This is a genomic window from Georgenia sp. Z1344, assembly GCF_057652375.1.
On record NZ_CM172728.1, the window covers coordinates 2,672,295 to 2,688,035 of the forward strand.

Below are 15,741 nucleotides of genomic sequence, written 5' to 3' on the forward strand. Positions count from 1 at the left end.
GGCATCGGCCCGTCGGGTCGCGAGGGAGGAGCACGGTGTACGCAGAGGAACGGCAGCAGGCCGCCGCGAGGCTCGTCCTCACGCGCGGCCGCGTCTCCGTCACGGAGCTCGCCGAGGAGTTCGACGTGACGAGCGAGACGGTGCGGCGCGACCTCGGCGTGCTCGAGCGGATGCGGCTCGTGCGCCGGGTGCACGGCGGCGCCGTGCCCGCCGCGTCCCTCTCGGCGATCGAGTCCGGGCTCGACGAGCGCGACGTCACGCGGTCGAGGGAGAAGGAGCGGATCGCGCTCGCGGCGCAGCGCTTCCTGCCGGACGACGGCGGCACGGTGGTGATCGACGCCGGGAGCACGACCGGACGCTTCGTCACTCTCATCGGCCCTGGCGCGACGTTCGTCGCCTTCACCCACGCGCTGCCGATCGCCGCCGGCCTCGCGCTCCTGCCCGAGGTCGACCTCCACCTGCTCCCCGGACGGGTCCGGCACACCACGCAGGCCGCCGTCGGCTCGCCCACGACCGAGGCCCTCGACCGGGTCCGCGTCGACGTCGCGTTCCTCGGGACGAACGGGATCAGCGCCGAGCACGGCCTGTCCACCCCCGACCCGGAGGAGGCGGCGGTCAAGGCGGCCCTCGTCCGGGCGGCGCGCGTCGTCGTCGTGCTCGCGGACTCCTCGAAGTTCGCCCGCGACGCGACGGTGAGCTTCGCCGACCTCGCCGACGTCGACGCGATCGTCACGGACGCGGCGGACGTGCCCCTCCCGCGCGCCCTCCTCGAGGACCTCGGGATCGAGCTCGTGGTCGCATGATCGTCACCCTGACGGCGAACCCGTCGACCGACCGGACGGTGGTCCTCGGCGGCCGGCTCGTCCGCGGCGGGGTCGCCCGCTCGACCGGGGCGAGCGCCCAGGCCGGGGGCAAGGGCGTCAACATCTCGCGCGCCGCGGTCGCCGCCGGCGTCCCCACTCTCGCCGTCCTCCCCGCCGACGAGGGATTCGCCCACGAGCTCGCCGCCGCGGGGATCGAGTGCCGCACCCGGCAGCCGGCCGGCCCGGTCCGGGTCAACCTCACGATCACGGAACCGGACGGCACGACGACGAAGATCAACCACCCCGGCCCGGTCGCGGACAGTCGTCTGCTCGACGGGCTGCGCGACGACGTCGTCTCCCTCGCGGCCGGCGCCGACTGGGTGGTCCTCGCGGGCTCGCTCCCGCCGGGCGCGCCGGACGGCTGGTACGCGGAGATCGTCGTCGACCTGCGGGGGGCCGGCGCGCGGATCGCCGTCGACACCAGCGGGGCACCCCTGGCGGCGCTCGCGGCGGCGCTGCCCGCGGCGGCGCCGGACCTCATGAAGCCCAACGGCGAGGAGCTGGCGAGCCTGACCGGCGCCGAGCCCGAGCGCCTGGAGCGGGACCACCGGGCCGCCGCGGACGCCGCCCTCGAGCTCGTCGCCCGAGGGGTCGGCGCGGTGCTCGTCACGCTCGGCGCCGGGGGAGCGGTGCTCGCCACGTCGGACGGGGCGTGGCATGCCCCGGCCCCGGTCACCGAGGTCGTCAGCACCGTGGGCGCCGGCGACTCCAGCCTGTTCGGCTACCTGCTCGCGAGCGAACGAGGCCTGGCGCCCGAGGAACGGCTCGCCCACGCGGTCGCCTACGGGAGCGCCGCCGCGGGACTCCCGGGCACCACCATCCCGCGCCCGGCCGACGTGGAGCCAGGTCGCGTCCGGCCCGTCCGGGTCGCGGCCGCCCGGCCCGCACCGACCGCCTGATCCGGGCAGGGGGGCGCCGGCCCGTGCGGGTCGGCCTCAGTCCCGCTCGACGGCGAACAGCCCGGGATAGCCGACGACCAGTCCGTCGTCGTCGACCGTGATCTCGCGGGAGAAGTCGGAGTCCATCGACTCGTAGAGGTAGAGGTGCGTGTCGAGGCGCGTGTAGCGCTGGGGGTCGGTCGTCACCTCGAGGGACGGGGTGTCGACGTAGGCGCAGACGATCTCCGCGGAGGCGCCGAGGTCGAGGTCGAGCCGGCGGATCGGCAGGGTGTTCGTGAACGGGCTGAACGACAGGTCGATGTCGAACGCGTCCGAGAGGTCGTCCCGGTCCTGGCCGTCGACGCTCCAGAGGCCCGTGGGTGAGCGATGGACCGACAGGGCGCGGCCGTCGCCGGAGCCCACCGTGAGGTGGAGGAAGTCCCAGTCGTGGGTGAGGGTCGCCCGGTAGGAGTACCGCTCCTCCCCGGCCGCGACCACGCCGATGGCGACGAGGCTCGCCGCCTGGTGGAGCTCGAGGTCCTCGTGCCCCTCGATGTCGAGGCGGTTCCACCTGCGGGTCGACGACTGCATGACGATCCTCCGGACGACGGGGGCGGTCGGGCCTCGACGAGGATCGCGCCGGACGACGCGGTCGTGCAACTCGGGCTGCGTCGTGCGGCCCGGGGTCATGGGGATCGCCCGGGCCGCTGTCGCGCAGGCCCTGCGCGCGGTCAGAGGATCGCGTCGGGCTCCTCGGGAAGGATCTGACCGCCGTCGACGATGATCGTCTGACCCGTGATGTACGCGGCCTCGTCGGAGGCGAGGAACACTGCCGCGGCCCCGATGTCCTTCGGGTCGCCGAGCCGGTGCATGGGGATCGAGCGCGACATCGCGGCGAGGTACTCCTCGCCCTGGGCCTTGAGCCCCTCGGACAGGACGTTGCCCGGCAGGACGGCGTTGACCGTGATGCCGTCCTTCGCGTACTCGAGCGCCGCGCTCCGCATGAAGCCCTGCTGGCCGGCCTTGCTCGCGCCGTAGTGCGCCCAGCCCGGGTAGCCGGTGATCGACCCGGTGATCGAGGAGGTGATGACGAGGCGGCCGTGGCCCTGGGTGCGCATCTGGGCGAGGGCCGGCTGCGTGGCGAGGAACGTGCCCTTGAGGTTGACCGAGTGCATGGTGTCCCACTGCTCCTCGGTCATGTCGGCGATCGACGCCTGCGGGAAGATCCCCGTGTTCGAGCAGAAGATGTCGAGCCGGCCGTGCTGCTCGACCACCCGGTTGACGAGCGCGCGGCACTTCTCGGCGTCGGTGACGTCGACGTGCTCGGCGCTCGCGCCGATCTCCTCGGCCGTCGCGCGGGCCTTCGCGTCGTCGATGTCGGCCACGACGACCGTGGCCCCGGCCTCGACGAGCCGCTCGGCGATGCCGCGTCCGATCCCGGAGGCACCCCCGGTGACGATCGCGATCTTGTCGGTGAGCGTGAACATGGCGGACCTCCGGTCGTCGAGCGGGTCGAGAGTGCTGTCGCCCTCTCAACCTATCGACGACCGACGTCGTCGCCCAGGCCCTTGGTCGCAGGCGCGGGGCGGGTGGCCGGGTGGCCGGGTGGCCGTGCTGTACGGGGAACGCCCTCAGTCCTCGGGCAGCGGGAACACGTCGAGGTAGACGCGGACCCGGCGGGTCTCGGCGTCGTTGCCCTGTGCCTCCGCGTTCTCCCGTCGGTCCTTCGCCGCCGTGACGTGCTCGTGGAGCACGGTCATGAGCGCGTCGCGCAGGTCGCGCATCTCGTCGAGGGTGAGCGAGGAGGTGATGGTCGAGTTCGTGGTCGCCGTCTGCCACGGCAGGGGCTCCGACTCGCTGCGCGCGTACCAGTCGGCGAGCTGGCGGGCGCGTCCCGCGACCTGGTTGCTCAGCACCGCCTCGACAGCGGGTCTCGTGCCGGCGTCCTGCGCGAGCTCGAACCCGTCCATCCGGAACCCGACCGACCTCCACCAGCGCTCGCGGCCGCTGCCCCGGCCCGGGTCCTCGGTGACGAACCCGTGCCGCTCGAGCTGGCGGAGGTGGTAGCTGGTCTGCCCGGTGCTCTCGCCGGTGTGCCGGGCGAGCATCGTCGCCGTCGCCGCCTCGTGATCGACGAGGTAGTCGTACATCGCCATCCGCAGGGGGTGGGCGAAGGCCTTCATCGCGCGCGCGTCGATCGCGGGGGCGAAGAACTCGGGCTCGTCGGGGTCGCGGGAGTCCGTCGGGGGGTTGTGCGTCGCCATATGCAGAGATACCTTTGCAGAGAGAACTTTGCATTGATCCTTCTGCACCGACTCTAGGGGAGACCGCCATGACCACGCCCACCGCACCCACGTCCGGTGTCGAGGACGCCCCGACCGTCCGGGAACCCCTCGGCCGGCGATTCGGCGTCCACCTCACGGGCGTCGGCTTCGCCAACCTGGCCGACGGGTTCGTCCTCGTCGGTGTCCCGCTCGTCGCCGTCACCCTCACGCGCTCGCCGGGGCAGATCTCGCTCATCCAGGCGGCGTTCTGGCTCCCGTGGCTGCTGCTCGGCATCGTCGCGGGAGTGGTCGTCGACCGGATGGACCGCCGGCACGTCCAGCTCCTCGGCATGGTCGTCCGCGTGGCCGTCATGGCAGGGCTGGCCGCGCTGGCCGCCACCGACCGGCTGACGATGCCCGTACTGATCGCCGGGGTCGGGCTCTACGGCGTCACCCAGGTCTTCGTCGACCTGGCCGGGTCCTCGATCGTCCCGCAGCTCGTCCCGCGCTCGCGGCTGTCCGCCGCCAACGGGCGCGTGATGGGGCTCGAGCAGGTCGGCACCAACTTTCTCGGTGCCCCGCTCGCCGGGCTCCTCGTCGCGATCGGCAGCGGATGGGTGTTCGGCGTACCGGCCGCGCTCGGCGTCGCCTTCCTCCTCGTCATCGGCCTCGGCATGCGCGGCAGCTACCGGGCGCAGCGGTCCGAGCCTGCCGCGACGAGGCTCCAGGAGGTGCTCGAGGGCATGCGGTTCCAGGTCCGCCACCCCGTGCTCCGGCCGCTGCTCATCGGCAACTCTCTCCTCAACTTCGCCAACACCGCCTACTTCTCGGTCGTCGTGCTGTGGGCGGTGGGTGAGGAGTCGCGGGTCGGGCTCGAGCCGGAGCAGTACGCGCTGCTCGGTGCGCTCCTCGCCGTCGGCGCCGTCCTCGGCGCGATGCTCGCCGAGCGGCTCGTGGCCCGGCTGCGGGAGGTGCCGCTTCTCGTCGGCAGCTGGCTCGTGTGCTTCTCGCTGCTCATCGTCCCGGTGATCGCCCCCAACCCCTGGGCCATGGCCGGCGCTCTCACGCTCATCGGGATGACCAACATGATCGGCAACGTGGTGTCGCGGACGATGCGCCAGCGGCTCGTCCCGCGCGACAAGCTCGGACGGGTCGGCGGCGCCGGCGGCATGATCGGGTACGGACTCATGCCCCTCGGGGCGCTGACCGCGGGCCTGGTCGGCGAGCTGTGGGGGCTGCCGACGGTGTTCGTCGGAGCCGTCGTGGTCTGCCTCGCCACGGTCGCCTACGTGGCCACCCGGATCAGCACCCGGCTCGTCACCGAGCACGAGATCGAGCACGACGACGCCGCCGCGGCGTGACCGTGCGCCGCTCGCGAGGCGGCGGCGCGGGGCGGCGGTGGCCACGCCGGCGGCGCGGGTCGGGCCGGCCGACCGGTGGTACGGCATCGGTGATGCGGGTCGGTGCCGGACGGGGACTACCGGCGGCGCAGCAGCAGGACTCCGTCCTCGAGCTCCGCGGGCTCGCCGTCCGGAGAGGTGGCGGCCCGGGTCCTCGTCTCGGCGAGCACGACCTCCCATTCGTCGCCGAGATCGAGCTCCGCGAGCTCCTCCGCGGGCGACGGCATGTCGTGGAGGTGCCCCTCCGGACCCGCCCACGGGGGAGGGGCCGCGTGGGTGACGGCGAGCAGGTGCCCGCCGGGTGCGACGGCGTCGGCCACCCGCCGCAGGATCTGCGTCCGGGGGAGCTCGACGCTCGAGTGGAGGAAGCTCGCGGTGACGAGGTCGTACGGCCCTTCCGGGGTCCACGTGGCGAGGTCCGCGACGTCGAACCGCACCGCGTCCTCGTCCAGCCCGAGCTCGCTCGCCGCGGCTCTCGCGCGACCCACGGCGACGGACGAGATGTCGACCCCGGTCGTGCGCCAGCCCTGCCGGGCCAGCCAGATCGCGTCGGCGCCCTCCCCGCAGCCGAGGTCGAGGGCGTTGCCGCGCGGCAGGTCGGCGGCGACGTCCGCCGTCGTCGCGTTGGGCCGGCCCGACCACATCCGCTCGGACTCCCCGTAGCGGCCCTCCCAGTACGCCGTCGGGTCCTGGTCCGGATCGACGCTCGCGTGGCCGCCGGGTGCGGCGTCGTCGTGCGCGTGGTCGTGCCCGTGCGGGCGCGGGGAGGGCGCGGTCATGCCGGGGACGCTACCGGTGCGCCGGGTCAGCCCGTCACGTGCCGCACGACCCGGGCGGGTGAGCCCACGACCACGGCGCCGGCCGGGACGTCGCGGGTGACCACGGAGGCCGCGCCGACCACGGCGTCGTCGCCGATCGTCACGCCCGGGAGGATCGTCGCGCGCGACCCGATCCACACGTTGGTCCCGATGACGACCGGGGCCGGCTTCATGTCGCCCCGGCGGGCCGGGTCGAGGTCGTGGTTGAGCGTCGCGATGATCGTGTCGTGGCCGATGAGGCAGTCGTCGCCGATGGTGATGCCGCCCTGGTCCTGGAACCGGCAGCCGGCGTTGATGAACACCCGCCGGCCGAGCCGGATGTTCCGACCGAAGTCGGTGCTGAACGGCGGGAACATCTGGACCGACGCGTCGACCGGGCGTCCCGTGAGCTCGGTGAGGAGCTCGCGGACCCGGTCCGGGGCGTTGTACCGGCCGTTGAGCTCGGCCGTGATCCGCAGCGCCGCCTGGCTCGCGGCGTGCATCGCCTCGTGCAGCGGCGAGTCGGACGGGATCGTGCGGCCGGAGTCGAGCTCGGCCAGGAGAGCGTCGAGGCTCATGCGGGGTCCTGTCGTCGAGGGGCGGCGGGCTGGCGCCGGCTCAGAACGTGAGCATGGCCTTGATCGCGCGGCGCTCGTCCATCGCACGGTAGCCCTCGGCCGCCTGGTCGAGCGGCAGGGTGAGGTCGAAGACCACGCCCGGGTCGATCTCGTCGGACATCACGAGGTCGACCAGCTCGGGCAGGTAGCGGCGCACGGGCGCCGGGCCGCCGTGGAGGTGGACGCCGGACAGGAACAGGGCGGCGCCGTCGAGCTCGACGCCGTGGCTCACGCCGACATAGCCGACGTGACCGCCCGGCCGGGTCGAGCTGATGGCCTGCATCATCGACTCCTGCGTGCCGACCGCCTCGATCGTCGAGTGCGCGCCGTAGCCGCCGGTGAGCTCCTTGACGCGTGCGACGCCGTCCTCGCCCCGTTCCTCGACGACGTCCGTGGCGCCGAGCCGCGTGGCGAGCGCCTGCCGGTCGGCGTGGCGGGACATCGCGATGATCCGCTCGGCGCCGAACCGCCTCGCGGCGAGGATCCCGAGGAGCCCGACGGCGCCGTCGCCGACGACCGCGACGGTCGTCCCCGGCCCGACGGCGGCCGCGTCGGCGGCGAACCAGCCGGTGCCCAGCACGTCGGAGGCCGCGAGCAGGCCGCGGGTCTGCGCCTCGGTGGGGGTGCCGGGGATCGTGACGAGTGTGCCGTCGGCGTGCGGGATCCGGGCGAGCTCGGACTGGGTGCCGATCGAGGCCATGAAGACGTGCTCGATGCAGCGCGACTGGTAGCCGGCGGCGCAGATCTCGCACGTGTTGTCCGACGCGACGAACGAGCCGACGACCCGGTCGCCGACGGCGAGGTCACGTACGTCCGCCCCGATCTCCTCGACGACGCCGACGTACTCGTGCCCCATCCGGGTCGGCCCGCCGATCTCCTCGAGCCCTCGGTAGGGCCACAGGTCCGAGCCGCACACGCAGGCGGCGGTGACGCGGATGATCGCGTCGGTGGGGTCGACGATCTCGGGGTCGTCGACCGTGTCGACCCGGACGTCACCGGGGGCGTGGAGGACGACGGCGCGCATGCTGGCTCCTTCGGTCGGGGGAGGTGGAGGTCGCCCGAGTGCAACCTCGGTCGTTGCCGAGCGGGACCGCGTGCGGGAGGGACCCTGTGCTCACTCGTCGCGGCGGGCGAGCGCCCGGCGGATCAGGACATAGATGACGAGTGCGATGACCGCGACGACGACGAGCCGCGCGAGGAAGGCGATGGCCTGGAAGACGAAGCCCACCAGCCACCACGCCACGACCACGGCGCCGATGACGATGAGCACCGTGGCGAGCGTGCTCCGTCCCTGCATGGCACCAGTCTCGCATTCGCGGGAGGAGACCGCGAGGGTCGGTGCAGCGGGTGCAGCGGATGCAGCGGGTGCAGCCCGTGCGTCAGGTGCCGGGCCGCTCCCGCCGTCGGACGCGGGTCGACGCGACGTGCCACCATGCCGGGCATGGCCACGGTGACGCGGGAGGAGCAGCGCCTGCGGGACATCGTCGCCATGCGCCGGGTGCGCGACCGCATCGACCGTGAGTACGCCCGCCCCCTCGACCTGGAGGCGCTCGCGCGTGGCGCTCACATGTCGGCGGGCCATCTCAGCCGCGAGTTCCGCCGCATCTTCGGCGAGCCGCCGTACTCCTACCTCATGACACGCCGGATCGAACGCGCGATGACGCTGCTCCGGCGCGGCGACCGCAGCGTCACCGAGGTGTGCTTCGAGGTCGGCTTCACCTCGCTGGGCACCTTCAGCACGCGGTTCACCGAGCTGGTCGGGGTGCCGCCGAGCGTGTACCGGAAGGACCACGGCGCGGCCGGCGCCGGGATCCTGCCGTGCCTCGCGCGGCAGGTCATGCGACCGATCAGGAATCGAGAAGCGAGCACCGAGATCGCGCCCCTAGCGTGACCGCCATGGATCTCACCATCGCCCTGGCCTTCCTCCCGCACACCGACGCCGACGCGGCGCTCGGCTTCTACCGCGACACCCTCGGGTTCGAGGTCCGCAAGGACGTCGGCTACGAGGGCATGCGCTGGATCACCGTCGGCCCGCCCGACCAGCCCGGGACCTCGATCCTCCTCCACCCGCCGGCGCTCGACCCGGGTCTGACGGACGAGGAGCGGGCCACCGTCCACACGCTCATCGCCAAGGGCGCCTACACTGCGCTGACCCTGGCGAGCCAGGACCTCGACGGCGTGTTCGAGGCCCTCGTGGCCGCCGGCGCGGACGTGGTCCAGGAACCGACCGACCAGGACTACGGCATCCGCGACGGTGCGGTGCGCGACCCGGCCGGCAACCTGCTCCGGATCAACCAGCTCTGAGCCGTCGTCGGGCCCTGCCCGCCCAGGCTGTGGCCGCCCCGCCGTCGCCGGCGGGGCGGCCGATCACCGTCAGGCGTGCGCCGCGGCCTCCTGCTCGGCCGCCCATGCCGCCACCCGCCGGGCGCTCTCCTCCTCGGAGAGGTCCTCGACCCGGCTCATGATGGTCCAGCGCACCCCGAACGGGTCGATGATCGAGGCGTACCTGTCGCCGGAGACGAACGTGGCCAGCGGCTCGCGGACCCGGGCGCCTGCGGCCTCGGCGCGCGCGACGACCGCGTCCGCGTCGGCGCAGAAGAGACCGAGCGAGTAGCAGGCGGCGTCGCCGTCGGGCGGCGGGACCAGGCCGTACTCGGGGTTGGGCTCGCCGATCTGGAGGCGGCCGTCGCCGAGGTCGAGCTCGGCGTGGACGACGACGCCGCCCATCTCGGTGACGTCGACGACGCGCGCCCCGAGCACGTCCCGGTAGAACTCGACGGCCTCGACGGCGCGGGGCACGGCGAGGAAAGGTGTGAGGCTCGTCGAGCCGTGCGGGACACCGTCCGTCGTGTGCTCGCCGGTCACCCCGGTGCGGGGTGCGTCGTCGTCGGAGGTCGTGGTGGGTGTGGTGGTCGTCGTGGCCGTGGTCTGCTCGGTGGTCATGGTGTGAGGCTAGGTTCGACGTCGAGAGTGCGGCTTGGAGATTCGCGACGACGTCGGAGGCGGGGGCGAGATGGCCGATCTGGCGGACGGCCGCGGGATCCTCTACCCGGCGCGGCTCCCGACCTTTCACCGCGCTGCGGCCCCGCCGGACCTCGCGGATCGCGTCCGCTGGTTCTGGGTGCCGCGCTGGCGCCTCGCCCCGGGACGGGTCTCGCGGCAGCGGCTCCTCCCGTTCCCCGCGGCCAACCTGGTCGTGGGACCGGACGGCGTCACGCTCTCCGGTCCGACGACGGGCGTCTCGCACCGCGACCTCTCCGGGACCGGCTGGGCGGTCGGCGCGCTGCTCCGGCCGGCCGGGATCGCGGCTCTCGCGGACGAGCCGCGCGACCTGCGGGACTCCGAGGTCGTGCTGGACCTCGCTGGTTGGGGGCTGGGGGAGCTGCACGCCGCGGTCGCAGGGGCGATGTCCGACCCGGACGAGGACGCCGGCCGGGACCGGGCCGTGGCGGCGCTCGCCGACTGGGTGCGTGTTCACCTGCCGGCCCCCGACGACGCGGGAGCGACGGCCAACGCGATGGAGGACCTCGTCGCCACCGACCCCGAGGTGGTGCGGGTCGAGCAGGTGGCGCAGCGGCTCGGGATGTCGGCGCGGGCGGTGCAGCGGCTCGCGCGCAGGTACGTGGGGCTCGCGCCGCTGGCGATCGTGCGGCGCTACCGCCTGCAGGAGGCGGCCCGGCGCCTGAGGGAGGAGCCGGGTCTCGGCATCGCGGACGTCGCGGCCGACCTCGGGTACGCCGACCACGCGCACCTCAGCTCCGACTTCCGCACGGTCCTCGGCCTCACGCCGAGCGAGTACCGGCGGCCCGATGCCGATGCCGATGCCGACGTTGGCGAGTGAGGGGATTCTCCTCCGACGAGTCAGGGGAGGGTCTGATCACCCGCCCTGAGCCGCACTCTCGACACGGGGTGTGCACGAACCGCAATCTCGACGTGCACCAACCGCAATCTCGACGAAGAGGAGCCGGTCAGATGCGGCCGATGTCCTCGCGCTTCTCCGCCTGGAACGCGTCCTCGATGCGGCCGTGCGCCCAGTAGGCCGAGATCGAGAGCTGGTCCTTCGCGAGCCCGCGGTCGTCGGTGAGGTACGGGCGCAGCGACTTCATCGCGCTGCGCTCGCCGTGGGCGAAGACCTGGACGCGCCCGTCCCGCCACGGGGTCTCGCGCACGGCGTCGGTGAGCAGGGAGGTGGTGCCGGGCTCGGCGCCGTCGCGGTGCAGCCACCGCACCTCGATGCCGTCCGGGGCGTCGATCTCCTGGTGATCGGCCGCGGAGTCGACCTCGAGGTGGGCGACGCCCACGGCGTCGCGCGGCATCGCCTCGAGGGCGGCGGCCACCGCCGGGAGCGCGGAGTCGTCGCCGGCGAGCAGGTGCCATTCGGCGTCGGGGTCCGGTGCATAGCCGCCGCCGATCCCGCCGAGGACGACCGCGTCCCCGGGGCGAGCCGCCATGGCCCACGGCCCGGCCACGCCGCGGTCCCCGTGCACGACGAAGTCGATCCAGATCCGACCATTCTCGAGGTCGAACCGCCGGATCGAGTACGTGCGCCGCGTGGGCATGAGCTCGGTCGGGAGCTCCTCGCGCAGCGCCTCCATGTCGTACGGCGGCGTGAGGTCGGTGTCCGGGTGCGGGAACAGCATCTTCGTGTACGCGTCCGTCTTCCCCGCGTCCTCGACCGCGGCGATCCCGGGTCCGCCGGCGACGATCCGCACCATGTGCGGCGTGAGCTGGATCCGCTCGAGCACCTCGAGGACGATCTGGGGCCGCTGCGGACGACGGGGACGCTCGGTGTGGGCAGTCATGTGCACCTTTCGGCTCGGGGGCCCGCCCGGGCGCGCGATGTGCGGGGGGCACGGCAACTTAGGCCAGCCTAACCGCGACCTTCGTGGGCGTCACGTGAGGAGGAGGTCACCCGGACCAGGCGGGGGCCCGCGAGAGGATGGCCGGCATGCGCGTGGTCGTCGAGGGGATGGAGCGGCACCAGGTGTCGCTCTACCTGGTGGCGCTGGTGCTCGGAGCCGCGGTCGGCCTCCTCGTCCCCGGCGCGGCGGGGGCGGCGCGTCACGCGGTCGATCCCGCGATCGCGCTGCTGCTGTACGCGACATTCTTGGGGGTGCCGTTCGCCCGGATCGGCGGGGCGGTGCGGGACGTGCGGTTCGTCGTCGTCGTGCTCGCGGTCAACTTCCTCGTCGTGCCGGTGGTGGTCGCGGTGCTCTCGCGGGTCGTCGCGCACGACCGGGCGTTGCTCGTCGGGGTCCTGCTCGTGCTGCTCACCCCCTGCGTGGACTACGTCATCGTCTTCACGGGCCTCGCCGGCGGCGCGCACGACCGGTTGCTCGCGGCGGCCCCGCTCCTCATGCTCGTACAGATGGCGCTGCTGCCCGCCTACCTGTGGCTGCTCGCCGGCCCCGACGCCGTCGCCGCGGTCGACCTCGCCCCGTTCGTCCGCGCGTTCGTCGTCCTCATCGCCCTCCCGCTCGCCGCCGCCGCGCTCACCCAGGCGATCGCCGCCCGCGCGAGCGCGGCCGCGGCCTGGTCGAGCGCAGTGGCGAGCGCGATGGTGCCGCTGATGATGCTCGCGCTCGGCGTCGTCGTGACCTCCCAGGTCGCGGCCGTCCGCGGAGAGCTCGGCGCGCTTCCGCTCGTGGTCCCGGTCTACGTCGCGTTCGCCGCCGTCATGCTCCCGGTCGGCGCCTGGGCGGGCCGGGTCGCCGGGCTCGACGTCCCCGGGCGGCGCGCCGTCACGTTCGCCGGGGTCACCCGCAACTCGCTCGTGGTGCTCCCGCTCGCGCTCGCGCTCCCCGCCGGCTTCGAGGTGGCGCCGATCGTCGTCGTCACGCAGACGCTCGTCGAGCTCCTCGTCATGGTGGCCCTCGTCCGCCTCGTTCCGCGGCTCGTGCGCTGACGGGCCGCTAGCCTTGGCCCGTGCCACGACACCGCTCGCCCGTCCCACCCGCGGACGGCCCGACTCCGGGCCGCCGCGCATGACCCGGGCCCCTGACGTCCGCGACCACCCGACGCCGATCCTCACCCCCGAGGAGGTCAGGCACCTCCTCGTCGAGGCCAACGCGGACCTCGGCGCGCGCGGGGGAGCGGTCGGCGGAGCCATCGGCGGCGGGATCGGCGGCGCCGCCGCCGGAGCCCTGGGCGGGAGTGTCGGTGGACGCTCCGGCGGCCGCAGCGGCGGCAGGCTGGGTGCCCGGCTGTTCACGAAGGTATACGGCTCGCAGCGCGTCGTCCCGATCCCGCCGACGCCGGAGCGAGAGGCGGCCCTGGCCGCCGTGCTGCACACCGTCCTGCGCCAGGATCGCCAGGCCCTCATCGGGCTCATGGGCTCGGGCTCGATGAACATGAACACGGCGGTCGTCCAGGTCCAGTGGCACCCGAACCAGGCGGTCATCACAGCCCACGGGCTCGAGGGGATCATCAAGCAGCGGACGTCGGGCAAGGCGATCGACCGGCTCGAGGCAGCCATGCGCGAGACCGCTGCCTAGCGGGCGCAGGCGTCCACCCGCGTCTCGCCACCCTCGGCCGGGCCCGCGATTCACCACCACAGGAAAGGACGGCTCGACATGGAGACGGTCGGAATCGGGATGGTCGGCGCGGGATTCGTGGCCGACCTGCACGTCGAGGCGTTCCGCCGGGTCGCGGGCCACGACGTCCGGGTCGTCGCGGTAGCCGCGCCGCCCACGCGGCGCGCGGCGTTCGCGGAGCGGCACGGGATCGACGCGGTCTACGAGGACCTCGACGAGCTGCTGGCCGACGACGCCGTGGACGTCGTCGACATCTGCACCCCGCCGTCGCTGCACGTCGAGATGGCGATCGCGGTGCTCGAGGCAGGCAAGCACGTCATCTGCGAGAAGCCGCTGACCGGGTTCTTCGACGTGCCGGCCGAGGGCGCGGACGGAGTGGATCGTCGTCGGATGGTCGAGTCGGTGACGGCCGAGATGGACCGGCTGCGGGAGGTCGTGGTCCGGGGTGACCGGGTCTTCGGGTACGCGGAGAACTACGTCTACGCGCCGTCGATCCAGAAGAGCCGTGAGGTGCTCGAGCGCTCCGGGTCGCGCATCACGATGATGCTCGGCGAGGAGTCCCACAACGGCTCGCACTCCGAGTACGCGCGCCACTGGCGCCACTCGGGCGGCGGGGCACTGATCCGGCAGGGCTGCCACCCGCTGTCGGCGATGCTCTACCTCAAGCAGGTCGAGGCACGGGCGGCGGGTCGCAGCGTGGCCGTCGAGTCGGTCCTCGCGGACACGACGGCGATCACGCCCACGCTCCCGGACGAGCGGCGGCGCTTCCTCCACGCCCGGCCCGCCGACGTCGAGGACGTCGCGAACGTCGTCCTCGCCTTCGACGACGGCACCCGGGGCGTGGTGACGGCGAGCGACGTGATCGTCGGCGGGGTCCGCAACACCGTCCAGGTCTTCACCACGGACAGCGTCCACCTGTGCCAGATCAGCCAGAACGACTCGATGCGTCTCTTCCACGCGGACCCGGCCTCGGTGGAGGACGTGTACGTCACCGAGAAGCTCGACCACAAGGCCGGCTGGCAGTACGTGCTGCTCGACGAGCTGCTGGCCCGCGGCTACGTCGGCGAGATGCAGGACTTCGTCGACTGCGTCGTCCACGGTGGGACTCCGCAGGCGGACATCGAGCTCGCGTACTCCTCGATGCAGGCGATCTACGCCGCGTACGAGTCGGCCGCCACGGACCGGCGGGTGCGGCTGTAGCGACCGGGTCGGTCAGTCGGCCCGGTCCTTGCGCACCTGCCGGATCTTCTCGTCCCGCCGGGCGTTGCGCTCGTCGACCCAGGCGGGGGACACCGACCCCAGCTGCTTCGGGATCCGCTCGGCGTCGACCTCGGGCAGGAGCCTGCGCGGTGGGTCGGTGAGCGCGCTCCCGCCGTGCGCCAGTCCGGGGAACGGGTCCCGGCCGCCGAGGTAGCTCGCGATCGTGTTGACGGCGGCGATCGCGGGGACCGCGAAGAGGGCGCCGACGATGCCCATGATGTACGAGCCCGTCGCCACGCCGAGGAGGACGACGATCGGGTGGACGTCGACGGCCCGGCCCATGAGGACCGGCTGGAGGAAGTTCGACTCGAGCTGCTGGACGCCCACGACGATGACGAGCATGATGATCGCCGCCGTCAGGCCCTGGGAGCCCAGGGCGACGAGCACGAACAGCGCGCCGGAGACGAACGCACCGACGACCGGGATGAAGCACAGCACGAAGGTCAGCACGGTGAGGGGGATGACGAACGGGACCCCGAGGATCGCCGCACCGATGCCGATACCGACCGCGTCGACGGCGGCGACGAGCGCCTGCGTCTTCGTGTACGTCCCGATGGTCACCCAGCCGCGGCGCGCCGCCTCGTAGGCCCGCTCGTGCCACTGGCGGGGCAGGCGCATGATCGCCCACGTGCCGAGGCGGTCGCCCTCGGCGAGGAAGAAGAACGTGGCGACGAGGCAGAGCACGGCCCCGACGACGACACCCGCCGCGCCGGTCCCGATGCCGACGGCCGACGTGGCGATTTGGGAGGAGTTCTCCTGCAGCCAGGTGCCCGCCTGGTCCATGGCCGACTGCACCTGGGCGGCGTCGACGGGCAGGGGCGAGCTGGCGATCGCGTTGACGATGTCCTGCACCTGCAGGGACGCGAGCTCCCCGACCTCACCGATCCCCTCGGAGATCTGGGTTCCGACGAGCGCGCCGACCCCGGTGAGGAAGGCGAGGGTGATGAGGATCGTCAGTGCCGCGGCGGCCAGGCGCGGCAGGCGCAGCCGGTGGTTGAGCAGCACCTGGAGCGGCATGAGCAGCCCCGTGAGCAGGATCGCCACCGCGGTCGGGATGAGGATCGAGCTGAGCAGCGCGCCGGCCTGGTTGATCGTCTGGACGGCCAGGCCGACCAGGACGATGGTCACC

General features: G+C 73.4%; 19 protein-coding genes. 9 read left to right on the forward strand and 10 right to left on the reverse strand.

The annotated features are described in order from the left end of the window. Positions 1–35 precede the first annotated feature (35 nt). Both AC24FB_RS12205 and AC24FB_RS12210 read left to right on the forward strand, forming a co-directional pair. Positions 36–803: a DeoR/GlpR family DNA-binding transcription regulator gene (locus tag AC24FB_RS12205; protein ID WP_425715005.1), complete on the forward strand. Its 768-nt coding sequence runs from the start codon at positions 36–38 to the stop codon at positions 801–803. Next, positions 800–1,762 (forward strand): 1-phosphofructokinase family hexose kinase, encoded by a 963-nt coding sequence (locus AC24FB_RS12210; protein ID WP_425715004.1) that lies wholly within the window; start codon positions 800–802, stop codon positions 1,760–1,762. The genes AC24FB_RS12205 and AC24FB_RS12210 overlap by 4 nt, the downstream gene beginning before the upstream one ends. A gap of 36 nt (positions 1,763–1,798) precedes the next feature. Here AC24FB_RS12210 and AC24FB_RS12215 read toward each other — a convergent pair whose 3' ends face one another. The 3 genes from AC24FB_RS12215 to AC24FB_RS12225 all read right to left on the reverse strand — a co-directional run bounded on the left by AC24FB_RS12215 (position 1,799) and on the right by AC24FB_RS12225 (position 4,005). Next, positions 1,799–2,332 carry a putative glycolipid-binding domain-containing protein gene (locus tag AC24FB_RS12215; protein ID WP_425715003.1) on the reverse strand — a complete coding sequence of 178 codons (534 nt, stop codon included), beginning with the start codon at positions 2,330–2,332 and terminating at the stop codon, positions 1,799–1,801. Positions 2,333–2,472: 140 nt separating this feature from the next. Continuing rightward, positions 2,473–3,228 carry a 3-oxoacyl-ACP reductase FabG gene (fabG, locus tag AC24FB_RS12220; protein WP_425715002.1) on the reverse strand — a complete coding sequence of 252 codons (756 nt, stop codon included), beginning with the start codon at positions 3,226–3,228 and terminating at the stop codon, positions 2,473–2,475. Positions 3,229–3,372: 144 nt separating this feature from the next. After that, positions 3,373–4,005 carry an ArsR/SmtB family transcription factor gene (locus tag AC24FB_RS12225; protein ID WP_425715001.1) on the reverse strand — a complete coding sequence of 211 codons (633 nt, stop codon included), beginning with the start codon at positions 4,003–4,005 and terminating at the stop codon, positions 3,373–3,375. Positions 4,006–4,073: 68 nt separating this feature from the next. Between AC24FB_RS12225 and AC24FB_RS12230 the strand changes: the two genes are divergently transcribed. Further along, entirely contained in the window at positions 4,074–5,366 is a 1,293-nt protein-coding gene (locus AC24FB_RS12230; protein WP_425715000.1) for an MFS transporter, read from the forward strand. Between the two features lie 116 nt (positions 5,367–5,482). Here AC24FB_RS12230 and AC24FB_RS12235 read toward each other — a convergent pair whose 3' ends face one another. The 4 genes from AC24FB_RS12235 to AC24FB_RS12250 form a co-directional block, all read right to left on the reverse strand. After that, complete coding sequence (locus tag AC24FB_RS12235; RefSeq protein WP_425714998.1) at positions 5,483–6,184, reverse strand: class I SAM-dependent methyltransferase; 702 nt, start codon at positions 6,182–6,184, stop codon at positions 5,483–5,485. Positions 6,185–6,210: 26 nt separating this feature from the next. Then, positions 6,211–6,780 (reverse strand): DapH/DapD/GlmU-related protein, encoded by a 570-nt coding sequence (locus AC24FB_RS12240; RefSeq protein ID WP_425714997.1) that lies wholly within the window; start codon positions 6,778–6,780, stop codon positions 6,211–6,213. Positions 6,781–6,820: 40 nt separating this feature from the next. After that, entirely contained in the window at positions 6,821–7,843 is a 1,023-nt protein-coding gene (locus AC24FB_RS12245) for a zinc-dependent alcohol dehydrogenase family protein (RefSeq protein WP_425714996.1), read from the reverse strand. 90 nt (positions 7,844–7,933) lie between these two features. After that, entirely contained in the window at positions 7,934–8,116 is a 183-nt protein-coding gene (locus AC24FB_RS12250; protein WP_425714995.1) for a hypothetical protein, read from the reverse strand. Between the two features lie 144 nt (positions 8,117–8,260). Between AC24FB_RS12250 and AC24FB_RS12255 the strand changes: the two genes are divergently transcribed. Further along, positions 8,261–8,710, forward strand: coding sequence for a helix-turn-helix transcriptional regulator (locus AC24FB_RS12255; RefSeq protein WP_425714994.1), 450 nt, complete (start codon positions 8,261–8,263; stop codon positions 8,708–8,710). Positions 8,711–8,715: 5 nt separating this feature from the next. After that, complete coding sequence (locus AC24FB_RS12260; RefSeq protein ID WP_425714993.1) at positions 8,716–9,123, forward strand: VOC family protein; 408 nt, start codon at positions 8,716–8,718, stop codon at positions 9,121–9,123. A gap of 69 nt (positions 9,124–9,192) precedes the next feature. Here the strand turns inward: AC24FB_RS12260 and AC24FB_RS12265 are convergent, their stop codons facing one another. Next, a complete protein-coding gene (locus tag AC24FB_RS12265; RefSeq protein WP_425714992.1) occupies positions 9,193–9,762 on the reverse strand; it encodes a VOC family protein in 570 nt (189 codons plus the stop codon). Positions 9,763–9,832: 70 nt separating this feature from the next. Between AC24FB_RS12265 and AC24FB_RS12270 the strand changes: the two genes are divergently transcribed. Beyond that, positions 9,833–10,660, forward strand: a complete 828-nt coding sequence (locus AC24FB_RS12270; RefSeq protein WP_487560224.1) for an AraC family transcriptional regulator — start codon at positions 9,833–9,835, stop codon at positions 10,658–10,660. A 127-nt stretch (positions 10,661–10,787) separates the two neighbouring features. On the opposite strand, the gene AC24FB_RS12275 is transcribed toward AC24FB_RS12270, so the two are convergent. Continuing rightward, positions 10,788–11,621: a siderophore-interacting protein gene (locus AC24FB_RS12275; protein ID WP_425714990.1), complete on the reverse strand. Its 834-nt coding sequence runs from the start codon at positions 11,619–11,621 to the stop codon at positions 10,788–10,790. A gap of 146 nt (positions 11,622–11,767) precedes the next feature. On the opposite strand from AC24FB_RS12275, the gene AC24FB_RS12280 reads away from it, so the two are divergent. From AC24FB_RS12280 to AC24FB_RS12290, 3 genes are all read left to right on the forward strand, one after another. Next, positions 11,768–12,724, forward strand: coding sequence for a bile acid:sodium symporter (locus AC24FB_RS12280; RefSeq protein WP_425714989.1), 957 nt, complete (start codon positions 11,768–11,770; stop codon positions 12,722–12,724). Positions 12,725–12,803: 79 nt separating this feature from the next. After that, positions 12,804–13,313, forward strand: coding sequence for a hypothetical protein (locus AC24FB_RS12285; RefSeq protein WP_425714988.1), 510 nt, complete (start codon positions 12,804–12,806; stop codon positions 13,311–13,313). 78 nt (positions 13,314–13,391) lie between these two features. Beyond that, on the forward strand, positions 13,392–14,552 hold the full coding sequence (locus AC24FB_RS12290; RefSeq protein ID WP_425714986.1) for a Gfo/Idh/MocA family protein: 1,161 nt from the start codon (positions 13,392–13,394) through the stop codon (positions 14,550–14,552). A 12-nt stretch (positions 14,553–14,564) separates the two neighbouring features. On the opposite strand, the gene AC24FB_RS12295 is transcribed toward AC24FB_RS12290, so the two are convergent. Further along, positions 14,565–15,740: an AI-2E family transporter gene (locus tag AC24FB_RS12295; protein WP_425714985.1), complete on the reverse strand. Its 1,176-nt coding sequence runs from the start codon at positions 15,738–15,740 to the stop codon at positions 14,565–14,567. Between the last annotated feature and the right edge of the window lies 1 nt (position 15,741).